Annotated in this window: 15 protein-coding genes and 2 tRNA genes; 9 read left to right on the top strand and 8 right to left on the bottom strand. The window is 37.4% G+C overall.

Annotation, left to right across the window (positions count from 1 at the left end):
• Nucleotides 1-18 precede the first annotated feature (18 nt).
• Nucleotides 19-1,395: an L-serine ammonia-lyase gene (locus L656_RS0104500; protein ID WP_010555091.1), complete on the top strand. Its 1,377-nt coding sequence runs from the start codon at nt 19-21 to the stop codon at nt 1,393-1,395.
• 77 nt (nt 1,396-1,472) lie between these two features.
• Here L656_RS0104500 and cysB read toward each other — a convergent pair whose 3' ends face one another.
• Nucleotides 1,473-2,450, bottom strand: coding sequence for an HTH-type transcriptional regulator CysB (gene cysB / locus L656_RS0104495; protein WP_002961670.1), 978 nt, complete (start codon nt 2,448-2,450; stop codon nt 1,473-1,475).
• A gap of 324 nt (nt 2,451-2,774) precedes the next feature.
• Between cysB and L656_RS0104490 the strand changes: the two genes are divergently transcribed.
• Nucleotides 2,775-3,533, top strand: a complete 759-nt coding sequence (locus L656_RS0104490) for a hypothetical protein (protein WP_007583833.1) — start codon at nt 2,775-2,777, stop codon at nt 3,531-3,533.
• 75 nt (nt 3,534-3,608) lie between these two features.
• On the opposite strand, the gene L656_RS0104480 is transcribed toward L656_RS0104490, so the two are convergent.
• Entirely contained in the window at nt 3,609-4,901 is a 1,293-nt protein-coding gene (locus L656_RS0104480; RefSeq protein ID WP_024598319.1) for an NCS2 family permease, read from the bottom strand.
• A gap of 118 nt (nt 4,902-5,019) precedes the next feature.
• On the opposite strand from L656_RS0104480, the gene L656_RS0104475 reads away from it, so the two are divergent.
• From L656_RS0104475 to L656_RS0104465, 3 genes are all read left to right on the top strand, one after another.
• A complete protein-coding gene (locus L656_RS0104475; protein ID WP_007583707.1) occupies nt 5,020-5,484 on the top strand; it encodes a tetratricopeptide repeat protein in 465 nt (154 codons plus the stop codon).
• Nucleotides 5,485-5,782: 298 nt separating this feature from the next.
• A complete protein-coding gene (locus L656_RS0104470; protein ID WP_007583705.1) occupies nt 5,783-6,217 on the top strand; it encodes a SulA-like leucine-rich domain-containing protein in 435 nt (144 codons plus the stop codon).
• 38 nt (nt 6,218-6,255) lie between these two features.
• On the top strand, nt 6,256-6,735 hold the full coding sequence (locus tag L656_RS0104465; protein ID WP_024598318.1) for a YchJ family protein: 480 nt from the start codon (nt 6,256-6,258) through the stop codon (nt 6,733-6,735).
• Nucleotides 6,736-6,809: 74 nt separating this feature from the next.
• Here L656_RS0104465 and L656_RS0104460 read toward each other — a convergent pair whose 3' ends face one another.
• The 3 genes from L656_RS0104460 to L656_RS0104450 all read right to left on the bottom strand — a co-directional run bounded on the left by L656_RS0104460 (nt 6,810) and on the right by L656_RS0104450 (nt 8,930).
• A complete protein-coding gene (locus L656_RS0104460; protein WP_024598317.1) occupies nt 6,810-7,727 on the bottom strand; it encodes a GGDEF domain-containing response regulator in 918 nt (305 codons plus the stop codon).
• A 193-nt stretch (nt 7,728-7,920) separates the two neighbouring features.
• Nucleotides 7,921-8,223: a DUF6172 family protein gene (locus L656_RS0104455; protein WP_002961433.1), complete on the bottom strand. Its 303-nt coding sequence runs from the start codon at nt 8,221-8,223 to the stop codon at nt 7,921-7,923.
• A gap of 179 nt (nt 8,224-8,402) precedes the next feature.
• A complete protein-coding gene (locus tag L656_RS0104450) occupies nt 8,403-8,930 on the bottom strand; it encodes a VC2046/SO_2500 family protein (RefSeq protein ID WP_024598316.1) in 528 nt (175 codons plus the stop codon).
• 112 nt (nt 8,931-9,042) lie between these two features.
• On the opposite strand from L656_RS0104450, the gene L656_RS0104445 reads away from it, so the two are divergent.
• A tRNA-Tyr gene (locus L656_RS0104445) sits at nt 9,043-9,127 on the top strand.
• A gap of 49 nt (nt 9,128-9,176) precedes the next feature.
• Nucleotides 9,177-9,261, top strand: a tRNA-Tyr gene (locus tag L656_RS0104440).
• Nucleotides 9,262-9,346: 85 nt separating this feature from the next.
• Here the strand turns inward: L656_RS0104440 and L656_RS0104435 are convergent.
• Nucleotides 9,347-10,033 (bottom strand): M48 family metallopeptidase, encoded by a 687-nt coding sequence (locus tag L656_RS0104435; RefSeq protein ID WP_024598315.1) that lies wholly within the window; start codon nt 10,031-10,033, stop codon nt 9,347-9,349.
• 290 nt (nt 10,034-10,323) lie between these two features.
• Between L656_RS0104435 and L656_RS0104430 the strand changes: the two genes are divergently transcribed.
• Nucleotides 10,324-13,656 (top strand): MHYT domain-containing protein, encoded by a 3,333-nt coding sequence (locus L656_RS0104430; protein ID WP_024598314.1) that lies wholly within the window; start codon nt 10,324-10,326, stop codon nt 13,654-13,656.
• Nucleotides 13,657-13,659: 3 nt separating this feature from the next.
• Entirely contained in the window at nt 13,660-14,652 is a 993-nt protein-coding gene (locus tag L656_RS0104425) for a response regulator (RefSeq protein WP_024598313.1), read from the top strand.
• Here L656_RS0104425 and L656_RS0104420 read toward each other — a convergent pair.
• Nucleotides 14,649-15,089, bottom strand: coding sequence for a VOC family protein (locus tag L656_RS0104420; protein ID WP_024598312.1), 441 nt, complete (start codon nt 15,087-15,089; stop codon nt 14,649-14,651). The two genes, L656_RS0104425 and L656_RS0104420, sit on opposite strands and share 4 nt — an antisense overlap.
• Before the next feature lies 1 nt (nt 15,090).
• Nucleotides 15,091-15,500 (bottom strand): hypothetical protein (locus L656_RS01000000121920; RefSeq protein WP_024598311.1); only part of this gene is annotated, 410 nt, incomplete at its 5' end.

Here is a 15,500-nt window from a genome sequence, read left to right as displayed (position 1 = left end):
AGTAGAGACACACACATTATGATCAGTGCATTTGATATGTTTAGTATTGGTATTGGCCCTTCGTCATCACACACCGTTGGCCCAATGCGCGCATCACGCTTATTTGTTAATGACCTACAAGAACAACAATTATTAGCAAATGTTACCGATATTAAAGTAGAGCTTTATGGCTCTCTTGGTCAAACAGGTGTTGGCCATGGCTCGGGTAAAGCCGTAATTCTTGGTTTAGCCGGTTACGATCCTGAAACAATTGATGCCGATTTAGTCGACGACATTTTAGCAACCATTGAAAAAGATCAGGTTATTTATCTAAACAAAACACACAAAGCTAAGTTTCCAAAACAAGGTGCTATTGTTTTTCATCGTCGTAAAACACTGCCTAAGCATTCTAATGCAATGGAAATTATCGCCTCAAACAACGGCGAAAAAGTTTACAGCAAAGTATATTACTCTATTGGCGGTGGCTTCATTGTTACCGACGAAGAGTTTGAAAACGAAAAACAGGCGGCCCTCGATATTAGAGAAGAAAATCCAGCCCCCTTCCCATTTGGTAGCGCAAAAGAACTACTAGAGATGTGTAAAGAGTCTGGGTTTAGTGTTTCTACCTTGATGATGAAAAACGAAAAAACACTGCGCACTGAAGACGAAGTAAAAGACACATTGTTCCATATTTGGAAAGTAATGATGGCTTGTATTGACCGTGGTATGCGCACCGAAGGTATTTTACCTGGCGGCTTAAAAGTAAAGCGCCGTGCGCCCAGCTTATACTTAAAACTAAATATAGAGGTCAGTAACGACCCGCTTCGTGCAATGGACTGGGTTGATTTATTTGCCCTTGCCGTAAACGAAGAAAATGCGGCAGGTGGCCGTGTAGTTACCGCACCAACTAATGGTGCTGCGGGTATTTTACCAGCTGTGCTTATGTACTATCACACATTTGTGAAAGAAGTAGACCGCGATATAGCCACGCGTTATTTATTAACCGCTGCTGCTATTGGTATTTTATATAAAAAGAATGCCTCTATATCGGGTGCCGAAGTAGGTTGCCAAGGTGAAGTGGGCGTTGCGTGCTCTATGGCTGCAGGCGCATTAACAGAAATTGTTGGTGGCAATGTTGTGCAAGTAGAAAACGCAGCAGAAATTGGTATGGAACATAATTTAGGCCTAACGTGCGACCCTGTTGGTGGCTTAGTACAGGTGCCGTGTATTGAACGTAATGCAATGGGCGCTATTAAAGCAATTAACGCTTCACGTTTAGCTATACGTGGCAGTGGCGAGCAAAAGGTATCACTTGATAAAGTGATTAAAACCATGCTTGAAACTGGTAACGATATGAAAACTAAATATAAAGAAACCGCTCGCGGTGGATTGGCTGTTAATATTATCGAATGTTAATCAGCTCGCTATAAAAAGAAGAAGCCGCCTATTTTTAAAATAGGCGGCTTTTTTATTATTCGTTTAATGTAGTGACATTATTTAACGGGTAACTCTATATCTGCAAATAACTTATCTACGTCATCTTGGTTACGTAATAAGCTTGCTCGCTCTACTCGCTCTTTAGTTAAGTGCGGTGCAAAACGTTCGATAAAATCATACATATAAGTACGTAAAAAGCTGCCCTTTCTAAAACCAATTTTGGTCGTACTAGCTTCAAATAAGTGGCTTGCATCAATACACACTAAATCGGTATCGCTTACTTGATCTATCGCCATTGAAGCAACAACACCAACTCCTAAACCCAGTCGTACGTATGTTTTTATAACATCAGCATCGGTTGCGGTAAATACAATGTGTGGTTCAAGCCCGTGTGCGCTAAACGCTTTATCTAACTCTGAGCGGCCCGTAAAACCAAATACATATGTAATAAGTGGATATTGAGCAATATCAGCCACAGTTAAACTATTTGCCTTTTTAGCGAGCGGATGGTCTTTAGCGACAACAATACTGCGATTCCAATGGTAGCAAGGCAGCATAACTAAATCTGAATACAAATGCAGTGCTTCTGTTGCAATAGCAAAATCGGCATCACCGCGTGCTGCAGCATCCGATATTTGCTGTGGAGTACCTTGGTGCATATGAAGCGATACCGCAGGGTATTTTTTCATAAACCCTTGAATTACGTTAGGCAAAGCATAACGAGCTTGGGTATGTGTTGTAGCAATATTTAACTTACCTTGATCAGGTAGCGTATGCTCATTAGCAACGGCTTTAATACCTTCTACTTTAGAGAGTATTTCACGAGAAATATTAATAATATCTTCGCCGGCACCGGTTACATGCGTTAAATGCTTACCACTGCGACCAAAAATTTGCACACCCAACTCATCTTCTAACATGCGTACTTGTTTAGAAATTCCTGGCTGCGAGGTAAATAAACTCTCAGCAGTCGCTGAAACATTTAATTTATGATTTTGTACTTCTACGATGTATCTGAGTTGTTGTAATTTCATGGCTGCAAATTTTAACGTTATTATTCATATTATTTATAAAGGCAATACCGCTTAAAACCAAGTGTTATTTACGTAAAATAGCACTTTAGGTCTTTAGGTGTGCAATTATCTGATTAGAGCTCAAGGCTAGCATAATAAATATGCTTCAGGTAGCGATGATTATTCAGCTTTAGTTTATAAGCCCTTAGGCTTACTGCAGTTTATAAAGAGCTCAACCTATCAATTTTTTGGTATATTTTTTAAGTTAATCGGCGCAAAGCTACCCTGTTAACGTATATTTAATGTAAGATTAAATAATTAGGTTATATATCCGAGAATTACACCATGATCGTTTCTATTATAATAGTGCTTATAGTTGCATTGATTGTGATTGCACTTTGGGTAAGTGCTGTACAACAACACAAAGAAAAACAAGAGGCAGAACGCCGTAAAGAGCTTACAAAACAAAAAGCTATAATAGAAGAAACAGAAGAGGCACTAATGAATAGTGCTAACATCCCCCTTTCTGAAAATTTAATTCGTACGTTACAGCGCCGTATTTACGAAGCCTTAAATACAATGGTTACTAACTCGCAAACATCTAAAGCACTTAAAAGCCGCTTAAGTGAAGCAAAAACGCATTTATCTAATCCAGTTCAAGATAATAGCAGTGAAGCTTTAACGCTACCGAGTAATGACAAACAACTTGTAGGCCTAATTCAAGGCATTAAAAAATTACGCTCAATTTTACGCTCTGAACACAGCAAAGGTCGTATTGATAGCCAAGTTTTTGTTTTAGAAGATAAACGTCTCGAAAAACTACAACTGCGTATTAATATTGAAAGCCAAATAAAACGTGGCTTATCTGCCCGCTCAGCGAGTATGGTTGGCTCTGCAAGACAGTACTTTGAAAAAGCGCAGGCAACACTCAGCGCAGTTACCTACTCTGATGAATATGTAACAACAAAACGGCTAGAAGTTGAGGGTTACTTAGAGGCAATTAGTGTTGAACTGCGAGCTTCTAATGCAAGCGCACTTAAAAAGAAAACAGAGGAAGAGCAAGACGACTTAGATATACTGTTTGCTCCTAAAAAGAAATGGTAGTGCTTTTATAAAAGCATTAAAAAAGCCTGCACAAATTAAAATTTGTGCAGGCTTTTTTGTATTTTTTGTTAGCTATTAAGACAAAAATGCAAACTTGAAAACAAACAAGGCTGTTAATATCCAAACACTAACACTGACTTGATCTTGCTTGCCGCACAAAACTTTAACCGCCGTATAAGATATAAAACCAAGTGCAATACCGTGCGCAATCGAAAACGTTAATGGTGTCATTAGTAATACCACAGTAACAGGAATTGCATCGGTCATATCATCCCAGTTTACAAACTTTAAATTTTGCAGCATCAGAACAGCTACATATAAAATAGCGCCTGCCGTAGCATAAGCCGGTACCATTTGTGCAAGCGGTGCAAAAAACATCATTAGTAAAAAGCAAATGCCTACAACTACAGCTGTTAAGCCAGTACGTCCGCCAACAGATACACCAGCAACCGATTCTATATACGATGTGGTCGTAGACGTACCTAGCATCGCACCTGCAATTGTTGCTGAGCTGTCAGCACTTAATGCGCGCCCTAAACGAGGCATGTTACCTTTTTCATCAGCTAAACCTGCTTTTTGAGTTACCGCAACTAATGTACCCGAAGTATCAAAAAGATCGACAAACAAGAAAGCAAAAATAACACTCATCATTGATATATCAAAAGCGGCTGCAAAATCTAGCTGCATAAAAGTAGGCATTATTGATGGTGGCATAGCCATAACACCGTGATATTCAACAAGCCCCAAACTTAAAGCAATGCCAGTCACTAATAAAATACTAATAAGCACGCCACTTTTAAAATCGCGGTATAAAAGCGCTGCAATTACAAAAAAGCTTAATATAGCCAATAACGGTCCTGGAGAAGTAATGTCGCCCAACTGTACTAATGTTGCCGGGCTTGAGACAATAATGCCTGCATTTTTAAGGGCAATTAATGCTAAAAAAGCACCTATACCCGTTGCGATTGCTCGCTTGAGCACCAGAGGTATGGCATTAATAATCCACTCTCTGACTTTAAATAAGCTTAAAAACAAAAATATACAACCGGACATAAATACAGCCCCTAACGCGGCTTGCCAGGTATAACCCATTCCTAATACGACACCATACGTAAAAAAGGCATTTAGTCCCATACCAGGCGCTAATGCTAATGGATAGTTAGCCCATAAACCCATTATAAAACAGCCTATCGCAGCTGCTATACATGTCGCTACAAATGCAGCCCCTTGATCCATCCCAGCCTCTGCGAGCATAGCCGGGTTTACAAATACAATGTATACCATAGTTATAAAGGTAGTTAGGCCAGCAACGCATTCGCGTTTAACTGTTGAATTATTTTCGCTCAGTTTAAATAAGGCTTCGAACATAATAAACTTGTGATAGTAAAAAGTGGCGAGATTTTAACATAAAAATTATCTTTTACAGGACATTTTACCTTGCTATATACTAAACTGTTAGAGTAGTTAAAATAATAAATGAACCAATATGCTTAAAACAACACCTTGTGAGCAAGACTTAGAGCAACAGCTAGATAATATTTTAGGTTTTGTTACTCAACCCGAAAATACCTCTGTGCCCGTTGATAATAAAAAAGATGAGCAAAGTACGTTAAATAAAGCCCTATATTATTTAAAAAATAATCAAGCTCCATTGGCTGCAAAATGGATGCGACTTGCTGCAATGGCGGGAAACCATAGAGCACAGTTTTATTTAGGTTTATTCTTTGTGAAAGGTGAAGGCGTGCCACAAAGTGTATTTCATGCTGTAGCTTGGTTAAGCTTAGCAAGTAGCCAAGGGTACGCCCCTGCCACTGCAGCGGTTACAGATATACGCAAACATATCGAAACTAAGCGATTTAAAGATGCTCAATGTTATGCGGCAAGTTTGTACGAACAAATCCACCAACTCCAGTTTTCTCATATGATCCCTCGCACGAGTGAAAACACATAAGCTAACTATGATAGAAGTACTGTATGCAGTGTAAAAAAATACTGTATATGGTTACAAAGATAATCCTATACAGTATAAAACCCCAAAATGAAGACACTGCTCAAAAATTTATTTTTAGAATACCCTCTCAAAAATAATTCCATAACAATCTGATTAATAAAGAATTATAAATTAAAAAAATAAAAACAATGATCAAAAGCTGAATAACTGTACAAATAAATAGCATAAAAGGCTTGCACGAAAGCACTGTATAAACTACTGTATATGAATACTGTATAAAAACCCAGTGAGTGAAATTATGTTACAGCCTATTACCGTAAGAACAGTTAAAAGTTACCAACAAGATGAGCAAAGCGATTGCGTGAATTTGATTCAAATTGAAGATGAAATTTCAGCGACCTTTGAGCTTTTAAAAGTATTACACCAATACAATAGCTCTAATGCATGGACGTTACTAATTGCTCCAGATCATGTACCTAGCAAAGCTTTACTTGACTCATGCTCTATTGATACAAGTAAATTACTTGTTATTAGACAAAAGCACCTAGTAAATTTAGAGTATGTATTAAATTCTGCATTACATAACGGAAACTTTGCAGCGGTAATTACCTGGACCGATATAGTTAATAACCAACTACTTACGAATCTATCGTTCGATTTAAGTAAAACGAATACAAAACTATACTGTTTTACTAAAAAGTCTCAAACAACAGAGATATCACTCGCCCAATAAGCTTGTTAAACTAATGTTTTAGACTTTGTATTATTATTATGACTTCACTCAATACCACATTATGTTTTTGCAGCAGTGGGCACAATTATGCCGATTGCTGTGAGCCGCTTCACTTATCTGTTAAGCAAGCTGACACTCCTGAACAACTTATGCGCTCACGATTCAGTGCTTATGTTATTAAAAATGCAGAATATGTTTATCAAACCTACGCAAAAGAAAAACAAGCTGAAAATCCGGTTAAAGAAATCAATGATTTTGCTAACAGCTGTCGATTTATAAATCTTGATGTAATTGGGTCAAGCCATGATGGAGATACCGGCACTGTAGAATTTAAAGCCCAATATTTTTATCAAAACTTATTTTGTGAGCTTCACGAAAAATCGCAGTTTATTAAAGAAAATACTCAATGGTGTTATTTAGATGGCACTATATATCCTGTTGAAGATATTAAAGTGGGCAGAAATGATGACTGCCCATGTGGTAGCAATAAAAAGTACAAAAAATGTCATAGCGTGTAATAAATAATCTTATTTAATATTTATCACCTACAAGGTGTTTTTAAGTGGCAAAGTGATTTATTAGCTAGCTAAACTTAAAAACACACTTGGTTACGCCCTTGCATTTTGGACTCATACATTTTTTCATCTGCGATCTGCAAGGTGTTTTTGTTATTTACGTACGGTTGTAGGGTTGCACCGCCAATACTAATAGTCACAAAGTCATATTCTGAATATCTGTGTAATATTCCTAAATCGACCACATTTTGTTTAATTTTATCAGCAACACAAATTGCACCTTCAGTGCTTGTATGCGGTAGAACAACTACAAACTCTTCGCCGCCGTAACGCGCAACAAAATCGGTTGGCCTTTGCAAACTATTAGTAATAGTTTGTGCAACAAGGTTTAAAACCGTATCGCCTTGCACATGACCATAAAGATCGTTGTATTGCTTAAAGTAGTCTATATCGATGAGTAATAGTGCATAGTCGACTTTTTCTCGTAAGGCGCTTCGTTCCATTTTAGAAAAATGCGCATCAAAATAACGACGATTGAATACCTTTGTTAAATCATCTAGAAATACTTTTTGATTGAGTAAGTCATGTTGCAGTTTCATCGTAATATGGGCGCGCACTCTTCTATATAAAGTTTCCGAGTTAGTTGGTTTCTTTATAAAATCTACAGCCCCTGCTTCCCAGCACTCTTCTTCTTGATTTTCAGATGAGGTTACAAAAATAACGGGGATATCTTGTGTTTCAGATATATTTTTTAATTTTAGACATGTTTCAATACCACTCATTCCTTCCATATTAATATCGAGTAGTATTATATCTGGCGGATTATGTTTACAAATTTCAATCGCATCCTCACCACAGCTCGTTGTTGTTACACTAAAATGCTCTGATAATATTTTTTTTAATACAATTAAGCTTAATAGCTGATCGTCAACGACAAGTACCTTAGAGCTCTTTAAGCTTAATTTCAATTGGTGGTCAGAGTAATTTATCGGCATGGTACAACTGTTTTGTTTTTTTAATTAAACACACCCTATATCACTACATTTTGTTATGCAAATGTTAATAAAGTAAAATTCTACTTATTAGTTATTAATAAAAATGATTTAAGGTGAATCTTTAATGCATAAAAACAAAAAATGAGCCACTTGGGCTCATTTTAAAACTTCGAACACTTAATTAAATTAAGTGTTATTCGTCATCATCTAAATCTAACTGTTGACGTTGAGCAGGTCGAGCTAAAATCTCTACATAGAAAGAGGTCAAACCTTGCTTTTCAATTTCGCCAATTTGGTTACTTAATTCAGCAACGTGCACAACTTGCGCATCTTCAGCTGTGTTACCAAACTTACAGTCAAATGCCCAATAGTCAGCATCTTCAGGTAGCGTTTTATTACGCTCTCTTTTCAAATATTTTTTCACTTCGTGCTTTGCAGCATCAACCATACGAGGGTATTTGATTTTCTCGTGATTTAGCGTGAATGTTTTCTTCATTACGTTCCTAATTACCTTGGTTTAATGATAATGGCATTTCATGTCATACCATTTGACGCCATTATAGCAATTGCATTTAATTTTTGGATGCTTTTTTTTCATTAAATCAATTATTAGCAAATATATAAAGCAGACCCGTTATAAAGCATATATTAACTGATGATTATTACAATCATATATCACACCGCAATAAGCTGAAGTGGTTGATGTATTGCATCATTATTAAGGCTGTCGTAAAAAGCAGCTGCATCTATAGGAGGATTAGCAAGTTGCGTTTGTTCGCTTTTAATTCTTCTTCTGACAGCAAGCTCACAGTTATCTATTATATTAAGTGGAATATGCTTATCATCATTTCTAATCGCAAGTGGTTCAGGGTTTAAGCATTGCCTTAGCTTAATACTTGTCATACCGCAGCGTTCCCCTTCTTGAGATATTAATGATGCATTAAACTGTCCAACCAACATATTGTATTCATCAGGGGCTAAAAGTTGCTTTGGACCTGCGCCAAATTGCTTTCTTAACGCCTCTTCTTCTATAACTAAATTATCTATTTCAGTTTTTGGTAAATGAAATTGACTAAAGTCGAGTGCGTCATGTGACAGCATCGCTAATAATAGTGCAAATTCGCCACGGCGATTTTCATGCACACTATTATTGAGTCTACTGTTTAACTGACTCTCTGTGATTAACAAATCATCTATTTGCATAGTCTTTAGCCGATTGTGGTAACTGATAGATATTTATCGGCTTTATTTCAATTTTCTTTAGCTTTTTTCTTTACTTAAATACGCAATTTGCTATTATCAGCGCCGTTGCATTGGAGGGGTTCCCGAGCGGCCAAAGGGATCAGACTGTAAATCTGACGGCTCAGCCTTCGCTGGTTCGAATCCAGCTCCCTCCACCACTTTTCTTACCGCTAAGTTAAGTGGGGCCAAATGCAATAAAATTAGTGTGGAGGGGTTCCCGAGCGGCCAAAGGGATCAGACTGTAAATCTGACGGCTCAGCCTTCGCTGGTTCGAATCCAGCTCCCTCCACCACTTCTCTACTATTCCTATATTCCTATATTCCTATATTCCTATATTCCTATATTCCTATATTCCTATATTCCTATATTCAGCAGTATCAAAATACCCACTGCAAACTCATACCATTTTGTTTTAACCAATTAGAGGATGCTTTGTAATCGGGGAAAAACGCCTCTACTCGTTGCCAAAAAGCTTTGCTATGGTTCAAATACTTTAGATGAGCAAGTTCATGAACAATCACATAATCTATAGCATGATAAGGAGCACCGATAAGATGCAAATTAAAAGTGAGTTCTCGCTTGCTATTACAACTCCCCCACTTTCGTTTATAAACACCTATTTTTAAATCATTTGGCAACTCTTCACCCATTTGAGTACAGAAATACGCTAAACGCATCTCTATGTATGCAATAAGCTGCTCTTTTAAATAAGTCTCTAATAGCTGTCGATAATTTTGATAAGTGTTTTTAACTCGAGGAGATATTGTGATAAGTAAGTGGTCATCATACGGGGTTACTTTGGAATCTTGGCCTGAGTCCAGTTTCAAACAAATAGTTTCTGAAAAAACCCTGATTTTTTTAGATTCAAAGGGGTACTGCTTAGTGTCATCAATTGACGATTGTTTTTTTAATTGTTCTGCAACCCACTCTTGTTTGTCAAATAACCAAGTATCAATGTGTTTTTTTGCGACAAAATGTGGCGCATACACAGTTACCTTCTGACTATGCACTTTTATTGCGACTGTTTTGCGTCTAGTACTCTTTTTCAATTGATATTCAAACACGACCTAAACTCTAAATATTGCATCCGTTTATATAATCCATATTACCATCAATTTTAAACTCTTAAGCATAAAGTCGCACTTAACTCCTAATCCGCTTTATTATAATAAGCTATAGATTGAGCCGTCTGTTTTCTTTGAATTGAAAGTTAAATCACTTTATTTACTTCAATAACAAAACAATAAATAAATTTGCTTAAAATTCGTCACTTTATAGCGCGATTAGAAATAACGGTTCATTTATTAGTAAATTAGATTAAACTTGTAAAATAAAGATTATATTTCGAGCCGTTATGCTATCAGCTTTCTTCATTACAGACCAAGATCCAAGCCTAATACTTAATGGGGTATACGACCCTCTTCTAGTCTCAATGTCTGTATTAATAGCCATTTTTGCTGCTTTTTTTACTACTAAGCTCATTGATTTAGCAAAAGAGACTAAATTCCCTCGTTATCAACGTTTAGCAAATATAACCGCAGCAACTGTATTTTCTTCTGGTATTTGGAGTATGCACTTTATAGGTATGTTAGCTTTTTCGCTATGTACTAATATAAGCTACGATCCAACAATCACACTACTCTCTTTTCTTCCTGCTTTATTAGCATGTCAGTATGCGGTATCAATACTTGTAAATAGTGATGGAAACTTTAGAGTGCTCAGCATTTGCTCCATCTTGCTAGGGGCTGGTATTGGTACAATGCATTACAGCGGTATGGCTGCAATGGAGCTTTCCCCAATGTTGCGCTATGACCCACTGACCTTTGGCCTTTCAATTTTAGTTGCCGTCGCTCTTTCGTTTATAGCATTATATAGTCGCTTTAATCTTGATAAGTTCTTTCCAAAGCTATCACACCTACAAAACCGAGCCATCAGCGCTATAATATTAGGCCTTGCTGTGGCTGCTATGCATTACATGGGAATGGCATCTACACGCTTTGTTGCAACATCTCCTCTTTTATATGACGACGCAAATGCTTCTGCTGGGCTCACTTTTGTAGCCATCGCGGTTGCAACTGCAACGATTGCCATTACAAGCGTAGTAGCGGTACTTAATGGCATGGTTCGATACCGTATGCTGCTCGAAGAAAAGTCAGCAGACGAGTCTCGCTTAAACGCAATTTTAGGCACAGCCATTGATGGAATTGTAACGATTGATCATACAGGCATTATTTTAAGTTTTAACGAATCAGCCAGTAAAATTTTTGGCTGGCACGAAAATGAAGTACAAAATCATAATATTAAAAAGCTAATGGATGATGCTATCGCGATGCATCACGATAGCTACCTTTCTAAAGCTAAAAATATTGATTTAGGTAAAGTAATCGGTGTTAACCGTGAAATTTTTGCAAAGCATAAAAATGGCCACTTATTCCCGATTCGTTTGGGGATTGGAGAAGTTAATCAGCCAGGGCAAAATCCTCTATACGTAGGCTTCATAACAGACTTATCAGAGCAACGAGCTTTACAAAAAAGCCTAGAGGAAAAAGAACAAAAATACCGCTCTTTAATGGATAACATGCCAGGTGTGGCTTTTAGGTGTAAATTTGATGATAACTGGACCATGCTTTTTATCAGCCCGAGCATCAACGAGTTAACGGGTTATAACCCTAATGAATTTACTGAACATTGCATTGAATTTAACGATCTAGTTTTAAAATCAGACCAGAAACCTATTGTAGATGCCGTCACAAAAGCCGTAGAAGAAAAACGTCAGTATTCAATCGAATACAGAATTCGCCACAGAAGCGGTAAAATCTTATGGCTTTTAGATAAAGGCAGCATCGACTTTGATACCCAAGGCCAAGCAAAGTGGATTGATGGTGTTTTAGTTGATATTACAGAACGCAAAGAATATGAAGAAAAACTAGAGCAAGCTAAATTTAAAGCTGAAGAAGCTGCTTATGCAAAGCAATCTTTTATGGCTAATATGAGCCATGAAATACGCACCCCAATGAATTCTATAATAGGTTTCAGCGATCTATTAATGGATACCCCACTTGATCAAGAACAACAAAAACATTTAGTGACCGTAAATAATGCAGCGCGTTCATTACTTAGATTATTAAATGAAATTCTCGATTCCGCAAAACTAGAGCGCGGTAAGCTCACTATTGAGCCAATACACTTTAGTTTAAAGCCAGTAATAGACAGTATTATTTCTACTTTTTGGTTAGAAGCTAAAAAGAAAGATTTAGAACTTAAACTTCATATTAAAGAATCAGTAAGTGCTACTTATTACGGTGACCCAGATCGACTCAGGCAAGTACTTACTAATTTAATTGGTAATGCTATTAAGTTTACCGAAAAAGGCTCTGTTACCGTAACTGTTGCTATAACACAAAATCAGCATCTGTTTTTTGAAGTGCAAGATACCGGTATTGGTATTGCAAAAGATCGTATTCAAGCAGTGTTTCAACCTTTCGAACAAGCCGATGGTACTACTACTCGCCGCTTTGGTGGTACAGGTCTTGGTACTACCATAAGCAAACAACTTGTAGAGCTTATGGGCGGAACAATAAACTTAGTAAGTGAACTAGGTAAAGGCACCTGCTTTTACTTTTCATTGCCGCTTACTTTAGGTGACGAAACTAAAATAGATCATTTTGATGGTCTACACACCCAACTGCCTGCACTTAGGGTGTTAGTAGTTGACGATATAGAGCAAAATACAGAACTACTTTCTTTACTCCTGTCACGCGATCAGCATGCAGTTACCAAGGCATCTAACGGACTTGAAGCGATTAAAGTATTTGAAGAACAAGACTTTGATGTCATTTTAATGGATATACATATGCCATTGTGTGATGGCATAGAGGCAACACAAAAAATAAGAGCAATAGAAAATCAAAGACAAATTAAATACACGCCAATTATCGCGCTCACAGCCAGTGTATTACAACAAGATAAGCTTACGGCTAAAAAAGCAGGCATGAATGGCTTTGCAAATAAACCCGTCGATATAAATCAGCTAAACCAAGAAATAGCACAAGTGCTTGGTCTTGGTATTGCAAAAGAAATGGTTATATCGCAAAGCGATCCTAAAGCGCAGCATATAGATTTTGAAAAAGGGTTAGCCCTTTGGGGTTCTAAATGTAAGCAACTTACAGAGATTACTAAATTTATTAGTGACAGTAATAAACGGTTCGAAACATTATTCAGTGATAAATTATCAAACATAAAAGATGTCGATAGCACCATTCACACACTTAAAGGTGTTGCTGGTAACTTAGGCCTAATAACATTAATGAAGTTATTAACCGATTTAGAGCAAAAACAAAGTGACGCTAAAGTTATTAGTACTTTAGACGATATAAAAAACGAGCTACTTGTCATCTCACAATTGCTATCATCTAATACTTGCGATAAGCCAAGTAGTAAGCCTGAAGATAATAGTTCTGACACGCTATCAATTGATGAAATTAAGTCACTGTGTAAGACGCTTTATCAAGATGCACAAAATGCAGAATTAAATGATGAGCTACTAGCAAAACTGCAACGCGGCATACCTTCAATCTATAAAAATGAAGTTGATGCTATAGCCGAGGCCTTTGATGAATTTGATTTTGATAAAGCACACGTAATACTAGAAACCTTACTTGAAAAACTAACAAACAATGAGTATTAATTAATGGATTTTACAACAGATAGGCCACGAGTATTAATTGTTGACGATGAGCCTGCAAATCTAAAAGTAATGCGCGAAGTGTTAGGTAATCAATATCGTATGTCGTTTGCTAAATCGGGTGATGCCGCATTGGCACTACTTGAAAAAGAACTACCAAAGCTAATTTTGCTCGACATAATGATGCCAGATATGAATGGGTTTGAAGTCTGCCAGCGGGTAAAAAACAATCCTAAAACGTCTCATATCCCCATTATTTTTGTGACAGCTTTGGGGGACGAAAATGATGAATTTAAAGGTTTTGAACTTGGTGCCGTAGATTATATTACTAAGCCAATAAGCCCTGCTATTGTAAGAGCTAGAGTTAAAACTCACTTATCGCTAGTGCAAGCTGAGCAATTAAAACAAGCACATGTAGATTTAGTACAACGCCTAGGCCGTGCTGCTGAATATAAAGATACTGACACTGGCGAACATATAGTGCGTATGAGCCAATACAGCAAAGTATTAGCATTAGCGCTAGGTATGGATGAGCAAAGTGCAGAGCTTTTACGTCAAGCCGCCCCAATGCACGATGTTGGGAAAATAGGTATCCCTGATGCTATCTTACTAAAGCCAGGAAAGTTAACTTCTGAAGAGTTTGAACATATGAAGAAACACGCCATAATTGGTGCACAAATATTAGCAAATTCTTCATCGCCATTATTACAACTCGCTCATAAACTTGCTATTGAACACCACGAAAAATGGGATGGTTCAGGCTATCCTAACGGGATCAAAGGCGAAGAAATATCAATTGAAGGTAGAATTGTTGCCGTTGCTGACGTTTTTGATGCTCTGACTTCAAAACGCCCTTATAAAGAGGCATGGAGTGTAGAGAAAACAGTTTTGCATATGCAAGAGCAAGCAGGAGCTCATTTTGATCCCGCTCTAATCGAACTATTTGTAAAAAATTTAGACGATATTCTTGCTATAAAAAATGCAAATCAAGAAAGCTAATTCTTTTTAGCGCTGTGAGAACCAAGCTCAACATTTGGGTAATAAGACTTTATATAACGATAGTCATGTGACGTAATTTCATGGCTATTACCACTCTCATCTTTAAAGTACATAGAAAACGTTACACCATGATCTGCTAAAACTGCTTTTACATTTAAACCCTCAAGATGATTGAGCCATTGAATAAATTGATCCCCTGAGGCCAAAAAAGCAATCCCTTTACTACGCCCCTCACCTTCAAAAAGTGCTAAACGAGTTGTTGAACTAGTATCTTCAAGTGTTAAAGGGCCGCGTCCGTCCTCATCCCAAAAGGCAAGCTCGGGTACTACACTAAAACCTAAAACACGCTCATACCACTTAACGGCACCAACCAAGTTATCAACATTTAAATGGCAATGATCAATCCCAGATAACTTAGGTATGCTTGTATTATTCACGTCACTCGCCTATTTCTGACTTTAATTGCTCTAAAAATTCATGCATGTACGTTGTACGCCTATTCGCTTCTGCTTTAGCTGATGGCGTATTCATGCTGTCGGCAATATGTAATAGCTTTATGAAGAAGTGATCAAGCGTGTATTTTTTATCATCAGCCTCACGTTCAACACAAAAAGGGTCTTCTGGATTGTACAATAGCCGAGAAATTGATCCGCCTACTTTCATGCAGCGACTCACCCCAATAGCGCCCAATGCATCCATTCTGTCAGCATCTTGTACTATTTGCGCCTCAACTGTTTTAATTTTTATATTTGCGCTGAAGCTATGCGCCGCAATAGCATGATGAATCTCATCAAAAAGTGACTCGTCATAATTAATAGATTTTAAAAATTCCAATGCCTTATCGGCTG

Origin of the sequence: Pseudoalteromonas sp. TAE56, from assembly GCF_000497955.1 — a bacterium.
In the GTDB taxonomy this organism is placed as follows: domain Bacteria; phylum Pseudomonadota; class Gammaproteobacteria; order Enterobacterales; family Alteromonadaceae; genus Pseudoalteromonas.
The sequence above is the reverse complement of the archived record's forward strand: the minus strand, read 5'-3'. Positions and strand labels throughout refer to the sequence as shown.

What these genes read in the sequence shown, in the direction of transcription:
- L656_RS0104430 (WP_024598314.1), top strand. Translation starts at nt 10,324, where the DNA reads ATGCTATCAGCTTTCTTCATTACAGACCAAGATCCAAGCCTAATACTT.
- L656_RS0104480 (WP_024598319.1), bottom strand. Translation starts at nt 4,901, where the DNA reads ATGTTCGAAGCCTTATTTAAACTGAGCGAAAATAATTCAACAGTTAAA.
- L656_RS0104470 (WP_007583705.1), top strand. Translation starts at nt 5,783, where the DNA reads ATGTTACAGCCTATTACCGTAAGAACAGTTAAAAGTTACCAACAAGAT.
- L656_RS0104490 (WP_007583833.1), top strand. Translation starts at nt 2,775, where the DNA reads ATGATCGTTTCTATTATAATAGTGCTTATAGTTGCATTGATTGTGATT.
- L656_RS0104425 (WP_024598313.1), top strand. Translation starts at nt 13,660, where the DNA reads ATGGATTTTACAACAGATAGGCCACGAGTATTAATTGTTGACGATGAG.
- cysB (WP_002961670.1), bottom strand. Translation starts at nt 2,450, where the DNA reads ATGAAATTACAACAACTCAGATACATCGTAGAAGTACAAAATCATAAA.
- L656_RS0104460 (WP_024598317.1), bottom strand. Translation starts at nt 7,727, where the DNA reads ATGCCGATAAATTACTCTGACCACCAATTGAAATTAAGCTTAAAGAGC.
- L656_RS0104465 (WP_024598318.1), top strand. Translation starts at nt 6,256, where the DNA reads ATGACTTCACTCAATACCACATTATGTTTTTGCAGCAGTGGGCACAAT.
- L656_RS0104455 (WP_002961433.1), bottom strand. Translation starts at nt 8,223, where the DNA reads ATGAAGAAAACATTCACGCTAAATCACGAGAAAATCAAATACCCTCGT.
- L656_RS0104500 (WP_010555091.1), top strand. Translation starts at nt 19, where the DNA reads ATGATCAGTGCATTTGATATGTTTAGTATTGGTATTGGCCCTTCGTCA.
- L656_RS0104475 (WP_007583707.1), top strand. Translation starts at nt 5,020, where the DNA reads ATGCTTAAAACAACACCTTGTGAGCAAGACTTAGAGCAACAGCTAGAT.
- L656_RS0104450 (WP_024598316.1), bottom strand. Translation starts at nt 8,930, where the DNA reads ATGCAAATAGATGATTTGTTAATCACAGAGAGTCAGTTAAACAGTAGA.